At 48.8% G+C, this 17264-nt stretch carries 16 protein-coding genes; all 16 read right to left on the bottom strand.

Annotation, left to right across the window (positions count from 1 at the left end):
- Nucleotides 1–7 precede the first annotated feature (7 nt).
- The 16 genes from rplV to rplL all read right to left on the bottom strand — a co-directional run bounded on the left by rplV (nt 8) and on the right by rplL (nt 17231).
- Nucleotides 8–340, bottom strand: coding sequence for a 50S ribosomal protein L22 (rplV, locus tag EYB31_RS36720; protein ID WP_131018535.1), 333 nt, complete (start codon nt 338–340; stop codon nt 8–10).
- A gap of 54 nt (nt 341–394) precedes the next feature.
- The gene (gene rpsS, locus EYB31_RS36715) at nt 395–676 is read right to left on the bottom strand and encodes a 30S ribosomal protein S19 (protein ID WP_131018534.1); all 282 of its coding nucleotides are present in this window, start codon (nt 674–676) and stop codon (nt 395–397) included.
- A gap of 39 nt (nt 677–715) precedes the next feature.
- Nucleotides 716–1546: a 50S ribosomal protein L2 gene (gene rplB, locus EYB31_RS36710; RefSeq protein WP_131018533.1), complete on the bottom strand. Its 831-nt coding sequence runs from the start codon at nt 1544–1546 to the stop codon at nt 716–718.
- A gap of 30 nt (nt 1547–1576) precedes the next feature.
- Nucleotides 1577–1867, bottom strand: coding sequence for a 50S ribosomal protein L23 (gene rplW / locus EYB31_RS36705; protein ID WP_131018532.1), 291 nt, complete (start codon nt 1865–1867; stop codon nt 1577–1579).
- Nucleotides 1867–2490, bottom strand: a complete 624-nt coding sequence (gene rplD / locus EYB31_RS36700) for a 50S ribosomal protein L4 (protein WP_131018531.1) — start codon at nt 2488–2490, stop codon at nt 1867–1869. The genes rplW and rplD overlap by 1 nt, the downstream gene beginning before the upstream one ends.
- Before the next feature lie 25 nt (nt 2491–2515).
- Nucleotides 2516–3133 (bottom strand): 50S ribosomal protein L3, encoded by a 618-nt coding sequence (rplC, locus tag EYB31_RS36695; RefSeq protein WP_131018530.1) that lies wholly within the window; start codon nt 3131–3133, stop codon nt 2516–2518.
- 60 nt (nt 3134–3193) lie between these two features.
- Nucleotides 3194–3502 (bottom strand): 30S ribosomal protein S10, encoded by a 309-nt coding sequence (gene rpsJ / locus EYB31_RS36690; protein WP_005544556.1) that lies wholly within the window; start codon nt 3500–3502, stop codon nt 3194–3196.
- A gap of 261 nt (nt 3503–3763) precedes the next feature.
- Nucleotides 3764–4954, bottom strand: a complete 1191-nt coding sequence (gene tuf, locus EYB31_RS36685) for an elongation factor Tu (RefSeq protein ID WP_131018529.1) — start codon at nt 4952–4954, stop codon at nt 3764–3766.
- 38 nt (nt 4955–4992) lie between these two features.
- A complete protein-coding gene (fusA, locus tag EYB31_RS36680) occupies nt 4993–7068 on the bottom strand; it encodes an elongation factor G (RefSeq protein WP_131018528.1) in 2076 nt (691 codons plus the stop codon).
- A 33-nt stretch (nt 7069–7101) separates the two neighbouring features.
- Nucleotides 7102–7572: a 30S ribosomal protein S7 gene (gene rpsG / locus EYB31_RS36675; protein ID WP_131018527.1), complete on the bottom strand. Its 471-nt coding sequence runs from the start codon at nt 7570–7572 to the stop codon at nt 7102–7104.
- A gap of 39 nt (nt 7573–7611) precedes the next feature.
- On the bottom strand, nt 7612–8031 hold the full coding sequence (rpsL, locus tag EYB31_RS36670) for a 30S ribosomal protein S12 (protein ID WP_131018526.1): 420 nt from the start codon (nt 8029–8031) through the stop codon (nt 7612–7614).
- 130 nt (nt 8032–8161) lie between these two features.
- Nucleotides 8162–8413, bottom strand: a complete 252-nt coding sequence (locus EYB31_RS36665) for a 50S ribosomal protein L7ae-like protein (RefSeq protein ID WP_131018525.1) — start codon at nt 8411–8413, stop codon at nt 8162–8164.
- Between the two features lie 148 nt (nt 8414–8561).
- Nucleotides 8562–12182 (bottom strand): DNA-directed RNA polymerase subunit beta', encoded by a 3621-nt coding sequence (gene rpoC / locus EYB31_RS36660; RefSeq protein WP_131018524.1) that lies wholly within the window; start codon nt 12180–12182, stop codon nt 8562–8564.
- 68 nt (nt 12183–12250) lie between these two features.
- On the bottom strand, nt 12251–15787 hold the full coding sequence (gene rpoB, locus EYB31_RS36655; RefSeq protein ID WP_131018523.1) for a DNA-directed RNA polymerase subunit beta: 3537 nt from the start codon (nt 15785–15787) through the stop codon (nt 12251–12253).
- 348 nt (nt 15788–16135) lie between these two features.
- Nucleotides 16136–16732, bottom strand: coding sequence for a class I SAM-dependent methyltransferase (locus EYB31_RS36650; RefSeq protein WP_131018522.1), 597 nt, complete (start codon nt 16730–16732; stop codon nt 16136–16138).
- 136 nt (nt 16733–16868) lie between these two features.
- The gene (gene rplL, locus EYB31_RS36645; protein WP_131018521.1) at nt 16869–17231 is read right to left on the bottom strand and encodes a 50S ribosomal protein L7/L12; all 363 of its coding nucleotides are present in this window, start codon (nt 17229–17231) and stop codon (nt 16869–16871) included.
- Between the last annotated feature and the right edge of the window lie 33 nt (nt 17232–17264).

The following is a 17264-nucleotide window of genomic DNA, read 5'->3' as shown; positions in this document are numbered from 1 at the left end:
TCCCTCCTTATTTTTCAGATACCACGATTGTAATGTGGCTGGTACGTTTATTGATACGGCTTGCGCGGCCCATAGCGCGCGGACGGAACCGTTTCAGAGTCGGACCTTGGTTGGCGTAAGCTTGACTTACAACCAAATTTTCCGGGTTCAAGCTGTGATTGTGCTCTGCGTTTGCGATAGCCGAGTTCAGCACCTTCTCAACGATAGGGGATGCGGATTTAGGCGTATGACGCAAGATGGCGATGGCCTCGCCTACGTTCTTGCCGCGGATCAAGTCGACCACGAGCTGAGCTTTCCGGGGAGCTATGCGCACGTATCTAGCAATTGCTTTCGCTTCCATGGAATAAACCTCCTCTCACTTCCAGTAATATTGCTTATCTCAATCGGCAGCCGATTAGCGCTTGCCGGTTTTCTTATCATCGCCCGCATGTCCTTTGTACGTACGGGTAGGTGCAAATTCACCCAGTTTATGTCCAACCATGTCTTCCGTTACGTATACCGGCACGTGTTTTCTGCCGTCATAAACAGCAAATGTATGTCCGATGAACTGAGGGAAAATCGTGGAACGGCGAGACCATGTTTTAATCACTTGCTTTTTTGTCGCCTCATTCATTACTTCCACCTTTTTCAAAAGGTAGCCATCAATGAAAGGCCCTTTTTTCAAACTGCGACCCATAGGAAATCCTCCCTTCCCACATATATCGTCACGAAATGATTACTTCGTGCGACGACGAACGATGTATTTATCAGAAGCTTTGCCTTTTTTACGGGTTTTATAACCAAGCGTAGGTTTGCCCCAAGGAGACATCGGAGATTTACGTCCGATCGGAGCGCGGCCTTCACCACCACCATGAGGGTGATCGTTCGGGTTCATGACGACACCGCGTACTTCAGGTCTTTTACCCAACCAACGGGAACGGCCTGCTTTACCGATGCTCACAAGCTCATGATCTTCGTTACCAACGGAACCGATGGTTGCGCGGCAAACTTTAAGGATCTTTCTAACTTCGCCGGAAGAAAGACGAACCGTTACGTACTCTTCTTCTTTACCGAGCAATTGAGCTTCAGTACCTGCAGCGCGTACCAATTGGCCGCCTTTGCCTGGTTTCAACTCAATGTTGTGGATAACTGTACCAACCGGAATGTTTTCCATAGGAAGGCTGTTGCCCACTTTGATATCGGAGGTAGGACCGGAAGTAATCGTGTCATTGACTTTCAGACCTTTTGGAGCAATGATGTAACGCTTTTCACCGTCTGCATAATGGATCAGAGCGATGTTAGCGGAACGGTTCGGATCATACTCGATTGTAGCAACGCGACCGGGTATTCCGTCTTTCGTACGTTTGAAATCGATAATCCGGTATTTACGTTTATGTCCGCCGCCATGGTGACGAACCGTAATTTTACCTTGATTGTTGCGGCCGGCTTTTTTGAACAGCGGCGCAAGCAAAGATTTCTCCGGCTGCGATGTTGTGATTTCTTCAAATGTAGAAACCGTCATTGCACGTCTCGCCGGTGATGTAGGTTTGTACTTTTTAATTGGCACGTGGATTCCTCCTTACTTTACAGAATGATGTTATACCGACTCAAAGAACTCCAGTTCTTTGCTTTCCGGGCTCAGCTTAACGATGGCTTTCTTCCACTCGGATGTGTAACCGGAGTAGCGGCCGTAGCGTTTTGGCTTAGCAGGCATTCTCAGAGTGTTGACGTTAACGACCTTCACTTTGAAAATTTGTTCAATCGCCTGTTTGATTTCCGTTTTGTTGGCGCGAAGATCTACTTCGAAAACATATTTCTTCTCAGTCATCATATCGCTTGTTCTTTCAGTAATAACCGGGCGCTTGATAATATCGCGTGGATTTTTCATTACGCAAGCACCTCCCCTACTTTTTCAGCCGCTTCTTTCGTAATGATCAATTTGTCATAAACCATTACATCAAGAACGCTGATTCCGTCAGCCGCCACGAATTTAACACCAGGGATGTTACGTGCGGACAGTGCTACATTTTCATTAAAATCGGATGTTACGATCAATGCTTTGCGCTCAACCTTAAGGTTCTTCAAGATCGCTGCGAATTCTTTCGTCTTAGGAGCTGCAAGCTGCAGTTGATCCAATACGATGATTTCGTTGTCGATCACTTTGGAAGACAAAGCGGATTTAATCGCCAAACGACGAACTTTTTTAGGAAGCTTGTAAGCATAGCTGCGCGGTGTCGGACCAAATACGATACCGCCGCCTTTCCATTGCGGTGCACGAATACTACCTTGACGAGCACGGCCGGTTCCTTTTTGTTTCCACGGCTTGCGTCCGCCGCCGCGCACTTCGGAACGACCTTTTACTTTATGTGTACCCAGTCTCAGGGAAGCGCGTTGCATCAGTACGGCTTCGTTCAACACGTGTACGTGCGGCTCGATTCCGAATACTGCTTCATTCAATTCCACTTCACCCACTTGGGCGCCAGTTACGTTGTATACTGCTACTTTAGGCATCAGAACATCCTCCTTTCTTTTTCAATTACAGACTTTTTACAGAGCCCTTAACGCTCACGTAGCTATTTTTAGGACCTGGAACAGATCCTTTCACGAGCAATACATTACGTTCGGTATCGACACGCACGATTTCGAGCTTTTGGATCGTCACCGTTTCATGACCCATGTGACCTGGCAAGATTTTGCCTTTGAACACGCGGTTAGCAGCGATCGAACCCATCGAACCAGGACCGCGGTGATAACGGGAACCGTGAGTCATCGGACCTCTGGATTGATTGTTTCTTCTAATAATACCTGTAAAACCTTTACCTTTAGATGTACCTGTTACGTCAACAAATTCGCCTTCCGCAAAAATGTCAGCCTTGATTTCTTGGCCAACTTCGCCCTCAGCGCCGCGGATTTCTTTAATGTAGCGCTTAGGTGCTGCTCCTGCTTTCTTAGCGTGACCCGTTTCCGGTTTATTGGCGTTTTTTGCTTTCTTATCGTCAAAACCCAACTGGATCGCTGCGTAACCGTCGTTTTCAGCATCTTTCTTCTGAAGCACGACACACGGACCTGCTTGAATTACCGTTACCGGAACGACATTGCCTTCCGCGGTAAATACTTGAGTCATCCCAAGTTTTTTTCCTAAGATACCTTTCATTGTTGACACCTCTTTTCCCTTCGTGCTATAAAGTTAGCTCATTTTGGCAAAACCGATTTATTACAGCTTGATTTCGATGTCCACACCGGACGGCAGATCCAAACGCATCAAAGCATCAACCGTTTGCGGCGTCGGATTCACGATATCGATCAAGCGTTTATGTGTACGCATCTCGAATTGCTCTCTGGAATCCTTGTACTTGTGAACCGCGCGCAGGATCGTAATGATTTGCTTCTCAGTCGGAAGCGGGATCGGACCGGATACACCAGCACCGGAACGCTTGGCAGTTTCCACAATTTTCTCAGCGGATTGATCCAGAATTCTGTGATCATAAGCCTTCAAACGAATACGAATTTTTTGCTTTGCCATGTAATTCCCTCCTTCTATCGCCCAATTTCTTAATCGGACATACTCCGTGAAAATCCCCTGACTTTTGCACTCGCTTGTTCCCCATGGCAAAGGGGCCGGGTGTGTCAGCAACCTCTCACATCATCGCAACGTCACAGACCAACGTTCACTATTATATTAAAAAACAAAACAGAAAGCAAGGAAAATTCGTGATAAACGCATATTTTTTTAAGGAAAAAGCCCCCATCCGTTAAAGATGGAGGCTTTCTTCTATAATACTAATTATTTTTGGATGGAAGCAACGGCGCCAGCGCCTACAGTACGGCCGCCTTCGCGGATAGCGAAGCGAGTGCCTTCCTCGATAGCGATCGGGGAGATCAGGTCAACTGTAACTGTGATGTTGTCGCCAGGCATAACCATTTCAGTACCTTCAGGAATGTTGATGATTCCTGTTACGTCCGTAGTACGGAAGTAGAACTGAGGACGGTAGCCGTTGAAGAAAGGCTTATGACGTCCGCCTTCTTCTTTAGTCAGGACGTAGATTTGAGCAGTGAATTGAGTGTGCGGCTTAACTGAGTTTGGTTTAGCCAATACTTGACCACGCTCGATGTCTTTACGGTCAACACCGCGAAGCAATGCGCCGATGTTGTCGCCTGCTTGAGCGGAGTCAAGCAATTTACGGAACATCTCTACGCCAGTACATACGGATTTGCGAGTTTCTTCGTTCAAACCAACGATTTCAACCTCGTCGCCCACTTTAACTACACCACGCTCAACGCGGCCTGTAGCAACGGTACCACGACCAGTGATCGTGAACACGTCCTCAACCGGCATCAAGAAAGGCTTGTCAGTGTCGCGCTCAGGAGTTGGGATGTAAGTATCGATGTGCTCGAACAACTCAACGATTTTGTCGGCCCAAGGACCGTCTGGGTTTTGCAGAGCTTCACGAGCAGCGCCGCGAACGATTGGAGTGTCGTCGCCTGGGAACTCGTATTCGTTCAGCAAGTCGCGAACTTCCATTTCAACCAGCTCAAGCAACTCTTCGTCTTCAACCATGTCGCATTTGTTCAAGAATACGACGATGTAAGGCACGCCTACTTGGCGGGAGAGCAGGATGTGCTCGCGAGTTTGCGGCATTGGGCCGTCAGCTGCGGATACAACCAGGATCGCTCCGTCCATTTGTGCAGCGCCAGTGATCATGTTTTTAACATAGTCGGCGTGGCCTGGGCAGTCAACGTGTGCGTAGTGACGGTTAGGCGTTTCGTATTCTACGTGCGCAGTGGAGATTGTGATACCGCGCTCGCGCTCTTCTGGAGCTTTGTCGATTTGGTCGAATGCTACAGCAGCACCGCCGTATTTTTTGGACAATACAGTTGTAATAGCCGCTGTCAAAGTTGTTTTACCATGGTCAACGTGACCGATTGTGCCGATATTTACGTGCGGCTTATTACGTTCAAATTTCGCTTTTGCCATTGATAATAGCCTCCCTTAAAAATTACTTATTAGTTATATTAAGCGCCTTTGTGCTTTGCAACGATTTCTTCTGCAATGGACTTCGGCACTTCTTCATAATGCGAGATTTCCATCGAATATACACCGCGACCTTGCGTACGGGAACGAAGTGTCGTGGAGTAGCCGAACATTTCGGAAAGAGGCACTTTCGCACGGATAATTTGTGCACCGTGACGAGCGTCCATACCTTCGATACGTCCGCGGCGGGAGTTCAGGTCGCCCATTACATCGCCCATATATTCTTCTGGAACAGTAACTTCGACTTTCATGATTGGCTCAAGCAGAACCGGCTTACATTTCTCAGCAGCCGCTTTAAGCGCCATGGAGCCGGCGATTTTAAACGCCATCTCACTGGAGTCGACATCATGGTAAGATCCGTCCACTACGGTCGCTTTGATATCCACAAGCGGGAAGCCAGCGTATACGCCGTTTTTCATGGATTCTTCGATACCAGCTTGGATCGGTGCTACATATTCACGAGGAATCGAACCACCGACGATTTTGCTTTCGAAGACGAAGCCAGTGCCCGGCTCAAGCGGTTCGAACTCAACCCAACAATGTCCGTATTGACCACGGCCGCCGGATTGGCGAACGAACTTGCCTTCAACCTTAGCAGGCTGCTTAAATGTTTCGCGGTAAGCAACTTGCGGTTTACCTACATTCGTCTCTACTTTGAATTCACGCAGCATACGGTCAACGAGGATTTCAAGGTGAAGCTCACCCATACCTGCAATGATCGTTTGGCCGGTTTCTTCATCCGTATGAGCACGGAATGTCGGATCTTCCTCAGCAAGTTTTTGCAATGCGATACCCATTTTATCTTGGTCAGCCTTTGTTTTCGGCTCAACTGCAAGTTGGATAACCGGATCCGGGAAGTTCATGGATTCCAGAACAACCGGATTCTTCTCATCGCACAAAGTGTCGCCTGTCGTTGTATCTTTAAGGCCTACCGCAGCGGCAATGTCACCAGCGTAAACAATGCTGATTTCTTGACGGCTGTTGGCATGCATTTGCAGAATACGGCCGATTCTTTCGCGTTTGCCTTTTGTTGCGTTAACAACATAGGAACCGGAGTTCAGAACGCCGGAGTACACACGGAAGAATGTCAACTTACCGACAAACGGGTCAGTCATAATTTTGAAAGCAAGCGCTGCAAACGGCTCCTCGTCAGACGATTTGCGTATTACTTCCGTACCGTCTTCCAATGTCCCCTTAATGTCAGGAACGTCGATAGGAGCCGGCAGGAAGCTGATAACAGCGTCAAGCATCGGTTGGATGCCTTTGTTTCTGTAAGAAGAACCGCATACTACCGGGAAGATTTTAACATCACATACCGCTTTGCGAAGGGCAGCTTTAATCTCCTCAACGGAGATTTCTTCACCTTCCAGGTATTTCATGGTCAAATCTTCGTCGAGTTCGGCAACCTTCTCTACGAGTTCCAAACGAAGTTCTTCGACTTGGTCTTTGTACTCCGCAGGAACTTCGCTTTGGTCAACATCTTTGCCCAAGTCGTCCTTATAAATATAAGCAACTTGTTCAATGATGTCGATCATGCCTTTAAATTCATTCTCAGCACCGATAGGCAACTGGATCGCAACCGCATTTGCGCCGAGTTTATCGCGCATTTGCTGTACTACGGCCAGGAAGTCAGCACCGATGATGTCCATTTTGTTAACGTAAGCGATACGAGGTACGCCATAACGGTCCGCTTGTCTCCAAACGGTTTCCGATTGAGGCTCTACGCCCTCTTTCGCACTAAACACGCCAACTGCCCCGTCCAATACGCGGAGGGAACGTTCGACTTCTACAGTGAAGTCAACGTGTCCCGGGGTATCGATGATATTGATGCGGTGACCCTTCCATTGAGCCGTCGTCGCGGCAGACGTAATCGTAATACCGCGTTCTTGCTCTTGCTCCATCCAGTCCATCGTAGCAGCGCCTTCGTGTACCTCACCAATTTTGTGAGTACGGCCTGTGTAGAAAAGGATGCGCTCGGTCGTAGTTGTTTTACCGGCATCGATATGCGCCATGATCCCGATATTGCGCGTATCTTTTAAGGAGAACTCTCTTGCCATTGGATGGTCTCCTTCCAAAATATAAAATTAATCCTACCAGCGGTAATGAGCAAACGCTTTGTTTGCTTCCGCCATTTTGTGCGTGTCTTCGCGTTTCTTCACGGATGCGCCAGCATTGTTGCTTGCATCGATGATTTCTTGCGCGAGTCTTTCTTCCATCGTCTTCTCACCGCGCGAACGCGAGTAGTTGACGAGCCAACGAAGACCCAATGAAGTACGACGCTCTGGTTTTACTTCGATCGGTACTTGGTAGTTAGCGCCGCCTACACGACGAGCTTTAACCTCAAGTACGGGCATGATGTTTTTCAAAGCGGCTTCGAACACTTCCATTGGCTCTTTGCCAGTACGCTCTTGAATCAGGTTGAACGCATTATAAAGGATGGTTTGAGCAGTACCCTTCTTTCCATCAATCATGATGCGGTTAACCAAACGAGTAACTAGCTTGCTGTTATAAATCGGATCCGGCAGTACGTCTCTTTTTGCAACTGGACCTTTACGAGGCATAGTTATCCCCCTTTCCCAAAAAAATAAACTTGTATGATCTTACTTCTTCACTTTCGGACGTTTTGCTCCGTATTTGGAACGGGCTTGCTTACGGTTGTTTACGCCTGAAGTATCAAGCGCGCCACGCACGATGTGGTAACGAACACCCGGAAGGTCTTTTACCCGGCCGCCACGGATCAAAACTACGCTGTGCTCTTGCAGGTTGTGTCCGATACCCGGGATATACGCGGTTACCTCAACACGGTTGGTCAAACGAACACGGGCATATTTACGAAGCGCGGAGTTCGGCTTCTTTGGCGTCATCGTACCTACACGAGTGCAGACACCGCGTTTTTGCGGAGCGCTGATATCCGTTTGTTCTCTCTTCAGTGCGTTGAACCCTCTTTGCAAAGCAGGAGACTTCGATTTTGTCGTTTTCGCTTGACGTCCTTTACGAACGAGCTGATTAATTGTTGGCATACTGCCACCTCCTTCCCAAAATTCACTGCTAATCCATCTTTATCACAAGCCCACAGATCCAGGCGAATCATAAACGAGCAAAGATAAGGTTTTTGTTTTCCTGTTCGGAATAAACAAAAACCGGAATTCATTATTCATTTACAATCGCTGCAATTGCAGCTCCGACATCGATGCCGCACGCCTTACCCAGCTGCTTCATGGAGTCGACGCATGTGACCGGAACCCCAGTCTTTTTGCAAAGGTTAGCCATTTTGCTAGTAATTCGCGGATCTGCATCTCTTGCAATAAACACTTCCACAGCTTTGCCTTGCTCAACCACTTTGGTTGTTTTCTTTGTGCCGATACTGAGTTTCGCTGCCTGCTTTATTTTATCATAAGACATGGTACATCCTCCAAAGCACAGGAAAGACATATCAAATGGCACACTTTGATATATTAGCAAAACGACAACGCCCTTGTCAAGAAAGAAGCTTGCCTTTAAAAAGATTTAACAAATCGTTACCGTCTTTTCTAAAGGCAAGCCATGTCCCCTACTCCACCGAAACGGTTTCTTTGAGTTCCTCGCTTGATTCTTCTTCCGGCGCATTCGGGTCAATTACCCGGATATTGCGGTAACGGGTCATGCCTGTACCGGCCGGAATCAGCTTACCGATGATAACATTTTCCTTCAGGCCGAGCAATTGGTCCACTTTGCCTTTGATCGCCGCATCGGTAAGAACACGGGTTGTTTCTTGGAAAGACGCCGCGGACAAGAACGAATCTGTTTCCAAAGAAGCCTTGGTAATACCAAGCAGAATCGGTTTAGCTACAGCCGGCTCCTCGCCGGAGAACAAAGCGACCTTGTTCGCTTCTTCGTATTCGTGAATATCGACAAACGAACCCGGCAGCAGCGTCGTGTTGCCTGCGTCGACAATACGGATTTTGCGCAGCATTTGGCGAATCATAACTTCAATATGCTTATCGTTGATTTCAACGCCCTGGTTCCGGTAAACGCGCTGAACTTCCTGAAGGATATAGTTCTGCACGCCGCGGATGCCTTTGATGCGCAACATTTCTTTCGGGTCGATGGAACCTTCGGTCAACTCGTCGCCGGCTTCCACTTCTTTGCCGACAGATGCCCGGATACGGGATCCGTAAGGCACAGCGTACACCTTGGATTCGGCTTCGCCTTGCACTTCGATCTCGCGGCGGTCTTTCGCTTCGCGAATATCTTTAACAACACCGTCGATTTCGGAAATGATCGCTTGACCTTTCGGATTTCTCGCTTCGAAAAGCTCCTGAATCCGCGGAAGACCTTGCGTGATGTCATCTCCGGCAACACCGCCGGTATGGAATGTACGCATCGTCAGCTGTGTACCTGGTTCACCGATGGATTGCGCCGCGATAATACCGACGGCTTCCCCGATCTCGACAAACTGGCCCGTAGCCAAGTTCCGGCCGTAGCAACGTTTGCACACCCCGTGACGGGAGCGGCAACTGAGTACGGAACGAATCTGCAGGCGTTCAATGCCAGCATCGATAATCGCATCGGCAATGCCGGCCTCAATCAGTTCGTTGCGGCTGACGATCGTCTCACCCGTTTTCGGATGACGAATCGTTTCAAACGCGTAGCGTCCTTCAATCCGGTCAAACAGATCTTCGATGACTTCCTTGCCATCTTGAATTCTGCTGACAGTAAAGCCTTTGTCGGTTCCGCAATCCTCATCACGAACGATGACGTCTTGCGCAACGTCGACCAGACGACGTGTCAAATATCCCGAGTCCGCTGTCCGCAGCGCCGTATCCGCCAAACCTTTACGTGCGCCGTGCGTCGAAATAAAGTACTCGAGTACCGTCAGGCCTTCACGGAAGTTGGAGCGAATCGGCAACTCGTAAATACGTCCGGTTGGTGTCGCCATCAAACCGCGCATACCGCCAAGCTGAGTGATCTGCGACTTGTTACCGCGCGCCTTGGACTCAACCATCATATTGATGGAATTGTACTTGTCGAGCGATTTCATCAGCACTTCGGTAATTTCATCTTTTGCTTTACTCCAGATCGCAATAACCCGGTCGTAACGTTCGTCGTCGGTAATCAGCCCGCGGCGGTATTGGTTGGTAACCGTTTGGACCTTCTCATCCGATTCGTGCAAAACTTTGTCTTTTTCCGGCGGTACGATAACGTCCGACACGGCGACCGTAATACCGGCGCGAGTCGAATACGTAAAGCCAAGCTGTTTGATGTCATCCAAAATAACGGACGTTCTTGTCGTGTGGTAGCGACGGAAACATTCAGCGATAATGGAGCCCAGGTAGTCTTTGCCTACCGCTTTGGTTTCCGGCAGTTCTGCCATCGCTTTACGGATATCTCCGCCTTTGTCAAACACAAAATACTTATCGGAAATGCCATTCATCAAGTTGGCTTTAGTCGCTTCGTTGATGTAAGGGAAATCCGTTGGATAGATTTCGTTGAAAATAATTTTCCCGATCGTTGTGATCAGCACAGCTTCCTGCTGTTCAGGCGTAAAGCTTGTTTTATTCAGCGCTTTGGCCGGAATAGCGACACGGGCATGCAGCGCGGCATCACCGCGGTGATACAACGATACAGCTTCCGAAACGGTGCGCAAAATGGTGTTGGCGCCTTTGGCATATCTGTTATCCGTCGTCAAATAGAAGCTTCCAAGCACCATATCCTGTGATGGAGTTACAACCGGTTTGCCGTCTTTCGGGTTCAAGATATTGCCCGAAGCCAGCATCAAGAGACGTGCCTCCGCTTGGGCTTCTGCAGACAACGGTACGTGAACCGCCATTTGGTCACCGTCAAAGTCGGCATTGTAAGCGGTACATACGAGCGGATGAAGCTTGATCGCGCGGCCTTCGACCAAGATCGGCTCAAATGCCTGAATACCAAGTCTGTGCAGCGTGGGGGCACGGTTCAACAGAACCGGGTGTTCCTTAATGACCTCTTCCAGAACGTCCCACACTTCAGGGCTTACGCGTTCTACCTTGCGCTTAGCGCTTTTGATATTATGGGCAAGACCCTTATTCACGAGTTCTTTCATGACAAACGGCTTAAACAACTCCAACGCCATTTCCTTAGGCAGACCGCATTGATACATCTTGAGGCTCGGTCCTACGACGATAACGGAACGGCCGGAGTAGTCAACCCGTTTACCGAGTAAGTTCTGACGGAAACGTCCTTGCTTACCTTTGAGCATGTGGCTCAAAGATTTAAGCGGACGGTTGCCCGGTCCTGTGACCGGACGGCCGCGGCGGCCATTGTCGATCAAAGCGTCGACGGCTTCCTGCAGCATCCGTTTTTCGTTTTGCACGATAATATCCGGCGCGCCCAGATCAAGCAGTCTTTTCAGACGGTTGTTCCGATTGATGACGCGGCGGTACAGGTCGTTCAAGTCGGACGTCGCAAAACGTCCGCCGTCCAGTTGCACCATCGGACGCAATTCCGGCGGAATAACCGGAAGTACATCAAGCACCATCCAGTCTGGCGCGTTCTTGGAGTTACGGAACGCCTCCATAACTTCAAGACGTTTGATCGCACGGTTACGGCGCTGACCTTGAGCGGTTTTCAGCTCTTCTTTGAGCGTGTCGACTTCTTTCTCCAGATCGATATCCTGGAGCAGCTTCTTCACAGCTTCGGCACCCATGCCGGCTTGGAACGCATAACCGTACTTCTCGCGGTAGCTGCGGTATTCTTTCTCCGACAGAAGCTGTTTCTTTTCCAGCGGTGTATCTCCTGGATCAGTTACAACATAAGATGCGAAATAAATGATTTCTTCCAAGGATCTTGGCGACATATCCAGCGCCAAACCCATACGGCTTGGAATTCCTTTGAAATACCAGATGTGAGAAACGGGGGCAGCAAGCTCAATGTGCCCCATCCGCTCACGGCGAACCTTCTGGCGAGTAACTTCAACGCCACAACGGTCGCAGACTACACCCTTATAGCGAACGCGCTTGTACTTGCCGCAATGGCATTCCCAGTCCTTGGTCGGTCCGAAGATTTTTTCGCAGAAGAGCCCTTCCTTCTCTGGCTTTAAAGTCCGGTAGTTGATCGTTTCAGGCTTCTTCACTTCTCCGCGGGACCAGGAACGGATTTTATCCGGCGAGGCCAAGCCGATTTTCATAAACTCAAAGTTGTTGACGTCCATCAAGGAGCAGCCCTCCTTAAGAATTGTGCTTCATCTCAAATCCACGAATCTATTCAAGCAACGTTGACGGCTTACTCAATACCCATTTCCGAGCCTTCGAGGTTCAAGTTCAGCTTATCGCTGGTCACTTCGTCCTCATCGTCCATTTCTTTCATTTCGATCTCTTTTTCGTCGCCTGACAAGATCTTAACGTCCATACCCAAGCTTTGCAGTTCTTTAATCAAGACCTTAAACGATTCCGGAACGCCCGGCTCCGGCACGTTCTCGCCTTTGACGATGGATTCGTACGTTTTTACACGGCCGACGACATCATCGGATTTGACGGTCAGAATCTCTTGCAGCGTATAAGCCGCACCGTACGCCTCGAGCGCCCACACTTCCATCTCCCCGAAACGCTGTCCGCCGAACTGCGCTTTACCGCCGAGCGGCTGCTGCGTAACCAGCGAGTATGGTCCTGTAGAACGGGCGTGGATTTTATCGTCGACCATGTGAGCGAGTTTAATCATGTACATAATCCCTACGGTTACTTCACGTTCAAACTCTTCACCTGTGCGTCCATCATACAATATCGTTTTGCCGCTGCGGTTCATGCCAGCTTCTTCCATCGCATCGAAGACGTCATATTCATGCGCGCCGTCGAATACCGGAGTCGCCGTATGAAAGCCGAGTATATTGGCCGCCATGCCGAGATGGACCTCAAGCACTTGACCGATATTCATCCGCGAAGGAACCCCCAGTGGATTAAGCACGACCTGTACTGGTGTGCCGTCCGGCAGGAAAGGCATATCTTCTTCCGGCAGGATGCGGGCGATAACCCCTTTGTTACCGTGGCGTCCGGCCATTTTATCGCCTTCGGAAATTTTCCGTTTTTGCGCGATGTAGACACGAACGAGTTGGTTTACCCCAGGAGGAAGTTCGTCGCCGTTTTCACGGGTAAATACTTTCACGTCAACGACGATACCGTCGGTTCCGTGAGGTACGCGAAGCGACGTATCTCTGACTTCGCGTGCTTTTTCACCAAAGATCGCATGAAGCAGGCGCTCTTCCGCCGTCAATTCGGTCACGCCTTTAGGCGTAACTTTACCGACTAGGATATCCCCGGCGCCAATCTCCGCACCTACGCGAATAATGCCGCGCTCGTCGAGATTTTTCAGGGCATCTTCCCCTACGTTCGGGATATCGCGCGTAATTTCTTCTGGACCGAGCTTTGTATCACGAGCTTCGGATTCGTATTCTTCAATATGAATCGAAGTGTATACATCTTCTTTCACAAGCTTCTGGCTAAGCAAAATCGCATCCTCGTAGTTGTAGCCTTCCCAAGTCATAAACGCTACGACCACGTTACGTCCAAGAGCAAGCTCTCCCATCTCGGTCGACGGTCCATCAGCCATAATATCGCCGGCTTTGATGATATCGCCTTTTTGCACGATAGGACGCTGGTTGATGCACGTTCCTTGGTTGGAACGCATAAATTTATGCAGTCTATGCTTAACGATGTCCCCTTGTACGAGACGTCCATCAACCATTTGCTGGCGGCGCAGCCAAATTTCATTGGCCGAAACTTTTTCAATAACTCCGTCAAATTTGGATACAATACATACACCGGAGTCCTTCGCTGACTTATGCTCCATTCCCGTACCGACAAGCGGCGCTTTCGGAATCAGAAGCGGAACCGCCTGCCGCTGCATGTTGGAACCCATCAGCGCACGGTTGGAGTCATCGTTTTCAAGGAACGGAATGAGCGCTGTCGCAACGGACACCACTTGCTTAGGCGAAACGTCCATGTAGTCAACACGGGCTTTCGGCAAAGTCAGAATATCGTCTTTAAAGCGGACGATAACCGAATCTTCAGCAAACTTGCCTTCATCCGTAAGCACGGCGTTAGCTTGTGCTACGACGTAGTTATCTTCTTCGTCCGCCGTCAGATAGGCGATCTGGTCTGTAACGATATCCGTCTTAGGATCGACCCAACGGTACGGCGATTCGATAAATCCATACTCGTTGATCCGTGCAAATGTGGATAACGAGTTAATCAAACCAATGTTCGGTCCCTCAGGCGTTTCAATCGGACACATCCGGCCATAGTGGGAATGGTGAACGTCACGCACTTCAAAACCCGCGCGTTCTCTCGTCAAACCGCCGGGTCCAAGTGCGGACAAACGGCGTTTGTGCGTCAGCTCGGCAAGCGGATTCGTCTGATCCATAAACTGCGAGAGCTGCGAACTGCCGAAGAACTCTTTAATTGAAGCGATAACCGGACGAATGTTAATCAACGCTTGCGGCGTAATAACATTCGCATCCTGAATGGACATACGCTCACGAACGACGCGCTCCATCCGGGACAACCCGATCCGGAATTGGTTTTGCAGCAATTCGCCTACGGAACGCAGACGTCTGTTGCCAAGGTGGTCAATGTCATCGGTACTGCCGATTCCATGCAGCAAATCGATAAAGTAATTAATCGAAGAAATGATATCCGCCGGAGTGATATGCTTCACCGACTTGTCAATTTTCCCGTTAGCAATGACCTTCACAACTTTGCCGTCTTCGATAGGCGAGTACACACTAACGACTTGCACCGGAATGCGATCCGATTCCGTTACACCGTTAGCAATCGCATATTCTTTAAATCCTACCTTCTCTTCCAAGTAAGGCAAGATCTCATCAAGCACGCGGCGATCGATCAACTGCCCGGCTTCGGCAATAATTTCGCCTGTCTCCAGGTCGATCAAACTTTCAGCCAAACGCTGATTAAACAAACGGTTCTTGATATGCAGCTTTTTATTAATTTTATAACGGCCTACATTGGCCAAATCGTATCGTTTTGGATCGAAAAAGCGGGCAACAAGCAAGCTGCGCGCATTATCCAACGTCGGCGGTTCACCCGGACGCAGTCTTTCGTAAATTTCGATAAGCGCTTTATCCGTCGAATCGGTATTATCCTTGTCCAACGTGTTGCGAATATACTCGTCATCGCCGAGCAAATCGATAATTTCAGCGTCTGTACCGAAACCAAGCGCTCTCAGCAAAACGGTAACCGGAATTTTACGGGTGCGATCGATCCGAACATAGATGATATCTTTTGCATCGGTCTCAAGCTCCAACCATGCACCCCGGTTAGGGATTACAGTAGCCGTATAATTTCTCTTTCCGTTTTTGTCCACTTTCGTGCTAAAATAGACGCTGGGAGAGCGAACTAACTGACTGACGATAACCCGTTCAGCCCCGTTAATAATAAAAGTACCTGTCTCCGTCATCAGAGGGAAGTCGCCCATAAACACTTCCTGCTCTTTAACTTCGCCAGTCTCCTTGTTGATAAGGCGCACTTTCACACGAAGCGGTGCCGCATAAGTGACGTCGCGTTCCTTGGATTCATCGACTGAGTACTTCGGTTCACCTAGGCTGTAATCGATAAATTCCAAAACGAGATTCCCCGTAAAGTCCTGAATCGGAGAAATATCCTGAAACATTTCACGCAATCCTTCATCCAAAAACCACTGATAAGATTTTTGCTGAATTTCAATCAGGTTAGGAACTTCCAATACCTCATTGATGCGTGCATAAGACCTGCGTTTGCGTCGACCATACTGAACAAGATGACCCGCCAACTAGATTCACCCCTCATGTCTACTCAATAAAACAAAAAAAACTTCAATCGTAGTCCATCAAACGAATGAGCGGCCGCGATTCTGCCGAAGTTTTTTTTGGTAAGAAATCAATACTTTTCATAAACGCCGACACAAACAAACACTACTGCCAGTTTTACTTCATACCCAGTAGCCTTCACTTAAAATCTTACCATTATACGTAGAATGGTAAATTTTTATTCATGCCAGCACAAAACCCTCTTGACATTTTAGCGAGCTAAAGACATTAAACCCAATCTTAATGCTGACATTAAATAATAATACCACAAACGAAAAGTCAAGTCAATTTTTTTAACTCATCTGCCACATCTATTTTATTGCTTTTAGGATTCGGTATCCTTTATCTTTGGTAACCTCAATGGTTTGCCCATAGATCGTTTCCAGTTTGGCAAACGCCGACGGCGCTCCCTGCTTCTTCTGGATCACAACCCATAAAGCCCCGCCCGGCTTTAACACGTCATATGCCTGCTCAAAAATCCGGTGAACCGTTTCTTTGCCCGCCCGAATCGGCGGATTTGTAAGCACAACGTCAAAAGCCATCTCCTTCACTTCAGCCAACAAATCGCTTTGAACGATTTTCACATTGGCGATCCGGTTTCTGGCGGCGTTCCTTCTGGACAGCTCCACAGCCCGCTCGTTGATATCCACCATCGTGACCGAACCGCCAGCAGCAAGAAGCGCAGCAGACAATCCGATAGGCCCATAACCGCAACCTACATCAAGCACGGCCGCATTGCGGGCAATTTCCATCGTATCGATCAGCAGTCTGGAACCGAAATCGACGCCCTTTTTGGAGAATACCCCTGCATCCGTTTCAAAACTCAGCTTGTTTCCCCGCAACACTTCCTCCACCGTATGCAGATCGTGTTTGGCCGCGGGTTTTTGACTGTAATAATGGTCCGACAAGCGCTTCACCACCTCTCCGTCGAAAATCGGCCTTTCCTCAGATTGGAATGGACTCCTTCACCATCGCAGATTCCAGTCTCAAGAAAAACCACCCCTTGAAACAAGTTTCAAGGGGTGACTTTATGCGATCAAAAGCTTATTTTACTTCTACAGTAGCGCCAGCTTCGGACAATTTAGCTTTAACAGCTTCAGCGTCTTCTTTGCTAACTTTTTCTTTGATTGCTTTTGGTGCATTGTCAACCACGTCTTTTGCTTCTTTCAGGCCAAGACCTGTGATTTCGCGAACAACTTTGATAACGTTGATTTTGGAAGCGCCAGCGTTCATCAAGATGACGTCGAATTCTGTTTGCTCAGCTTCAGCAGGTGCTGCGCCGCCGGCTACAACAGCTACAGGAGCAGCTGCAGTTACGCCGAATTCTTCTTCGATTGCTTTAACCAGATCGTTCAGTTCCAAAACAGTCATGCCTTTAATTGCTTCTAAGATTTGCTCTTTGCTCATGGTTAAACCTCCATTATCTTAAATAAGATGATT

The organism is Paenibacillus thalictri (assembly GCF_004307995.1).
GTDB classification, from domain to species: Bacteria; Bacillota; Bacilli; order Paenibacillales; family NBRC-103111; genus Paenibacillus_AF; species Paenibacillus_AF thalictri.
Note: the sequence above shows the minus strand (reverse complement) of the source record. Positions and strands in the feature narration are given on the sequence as shown.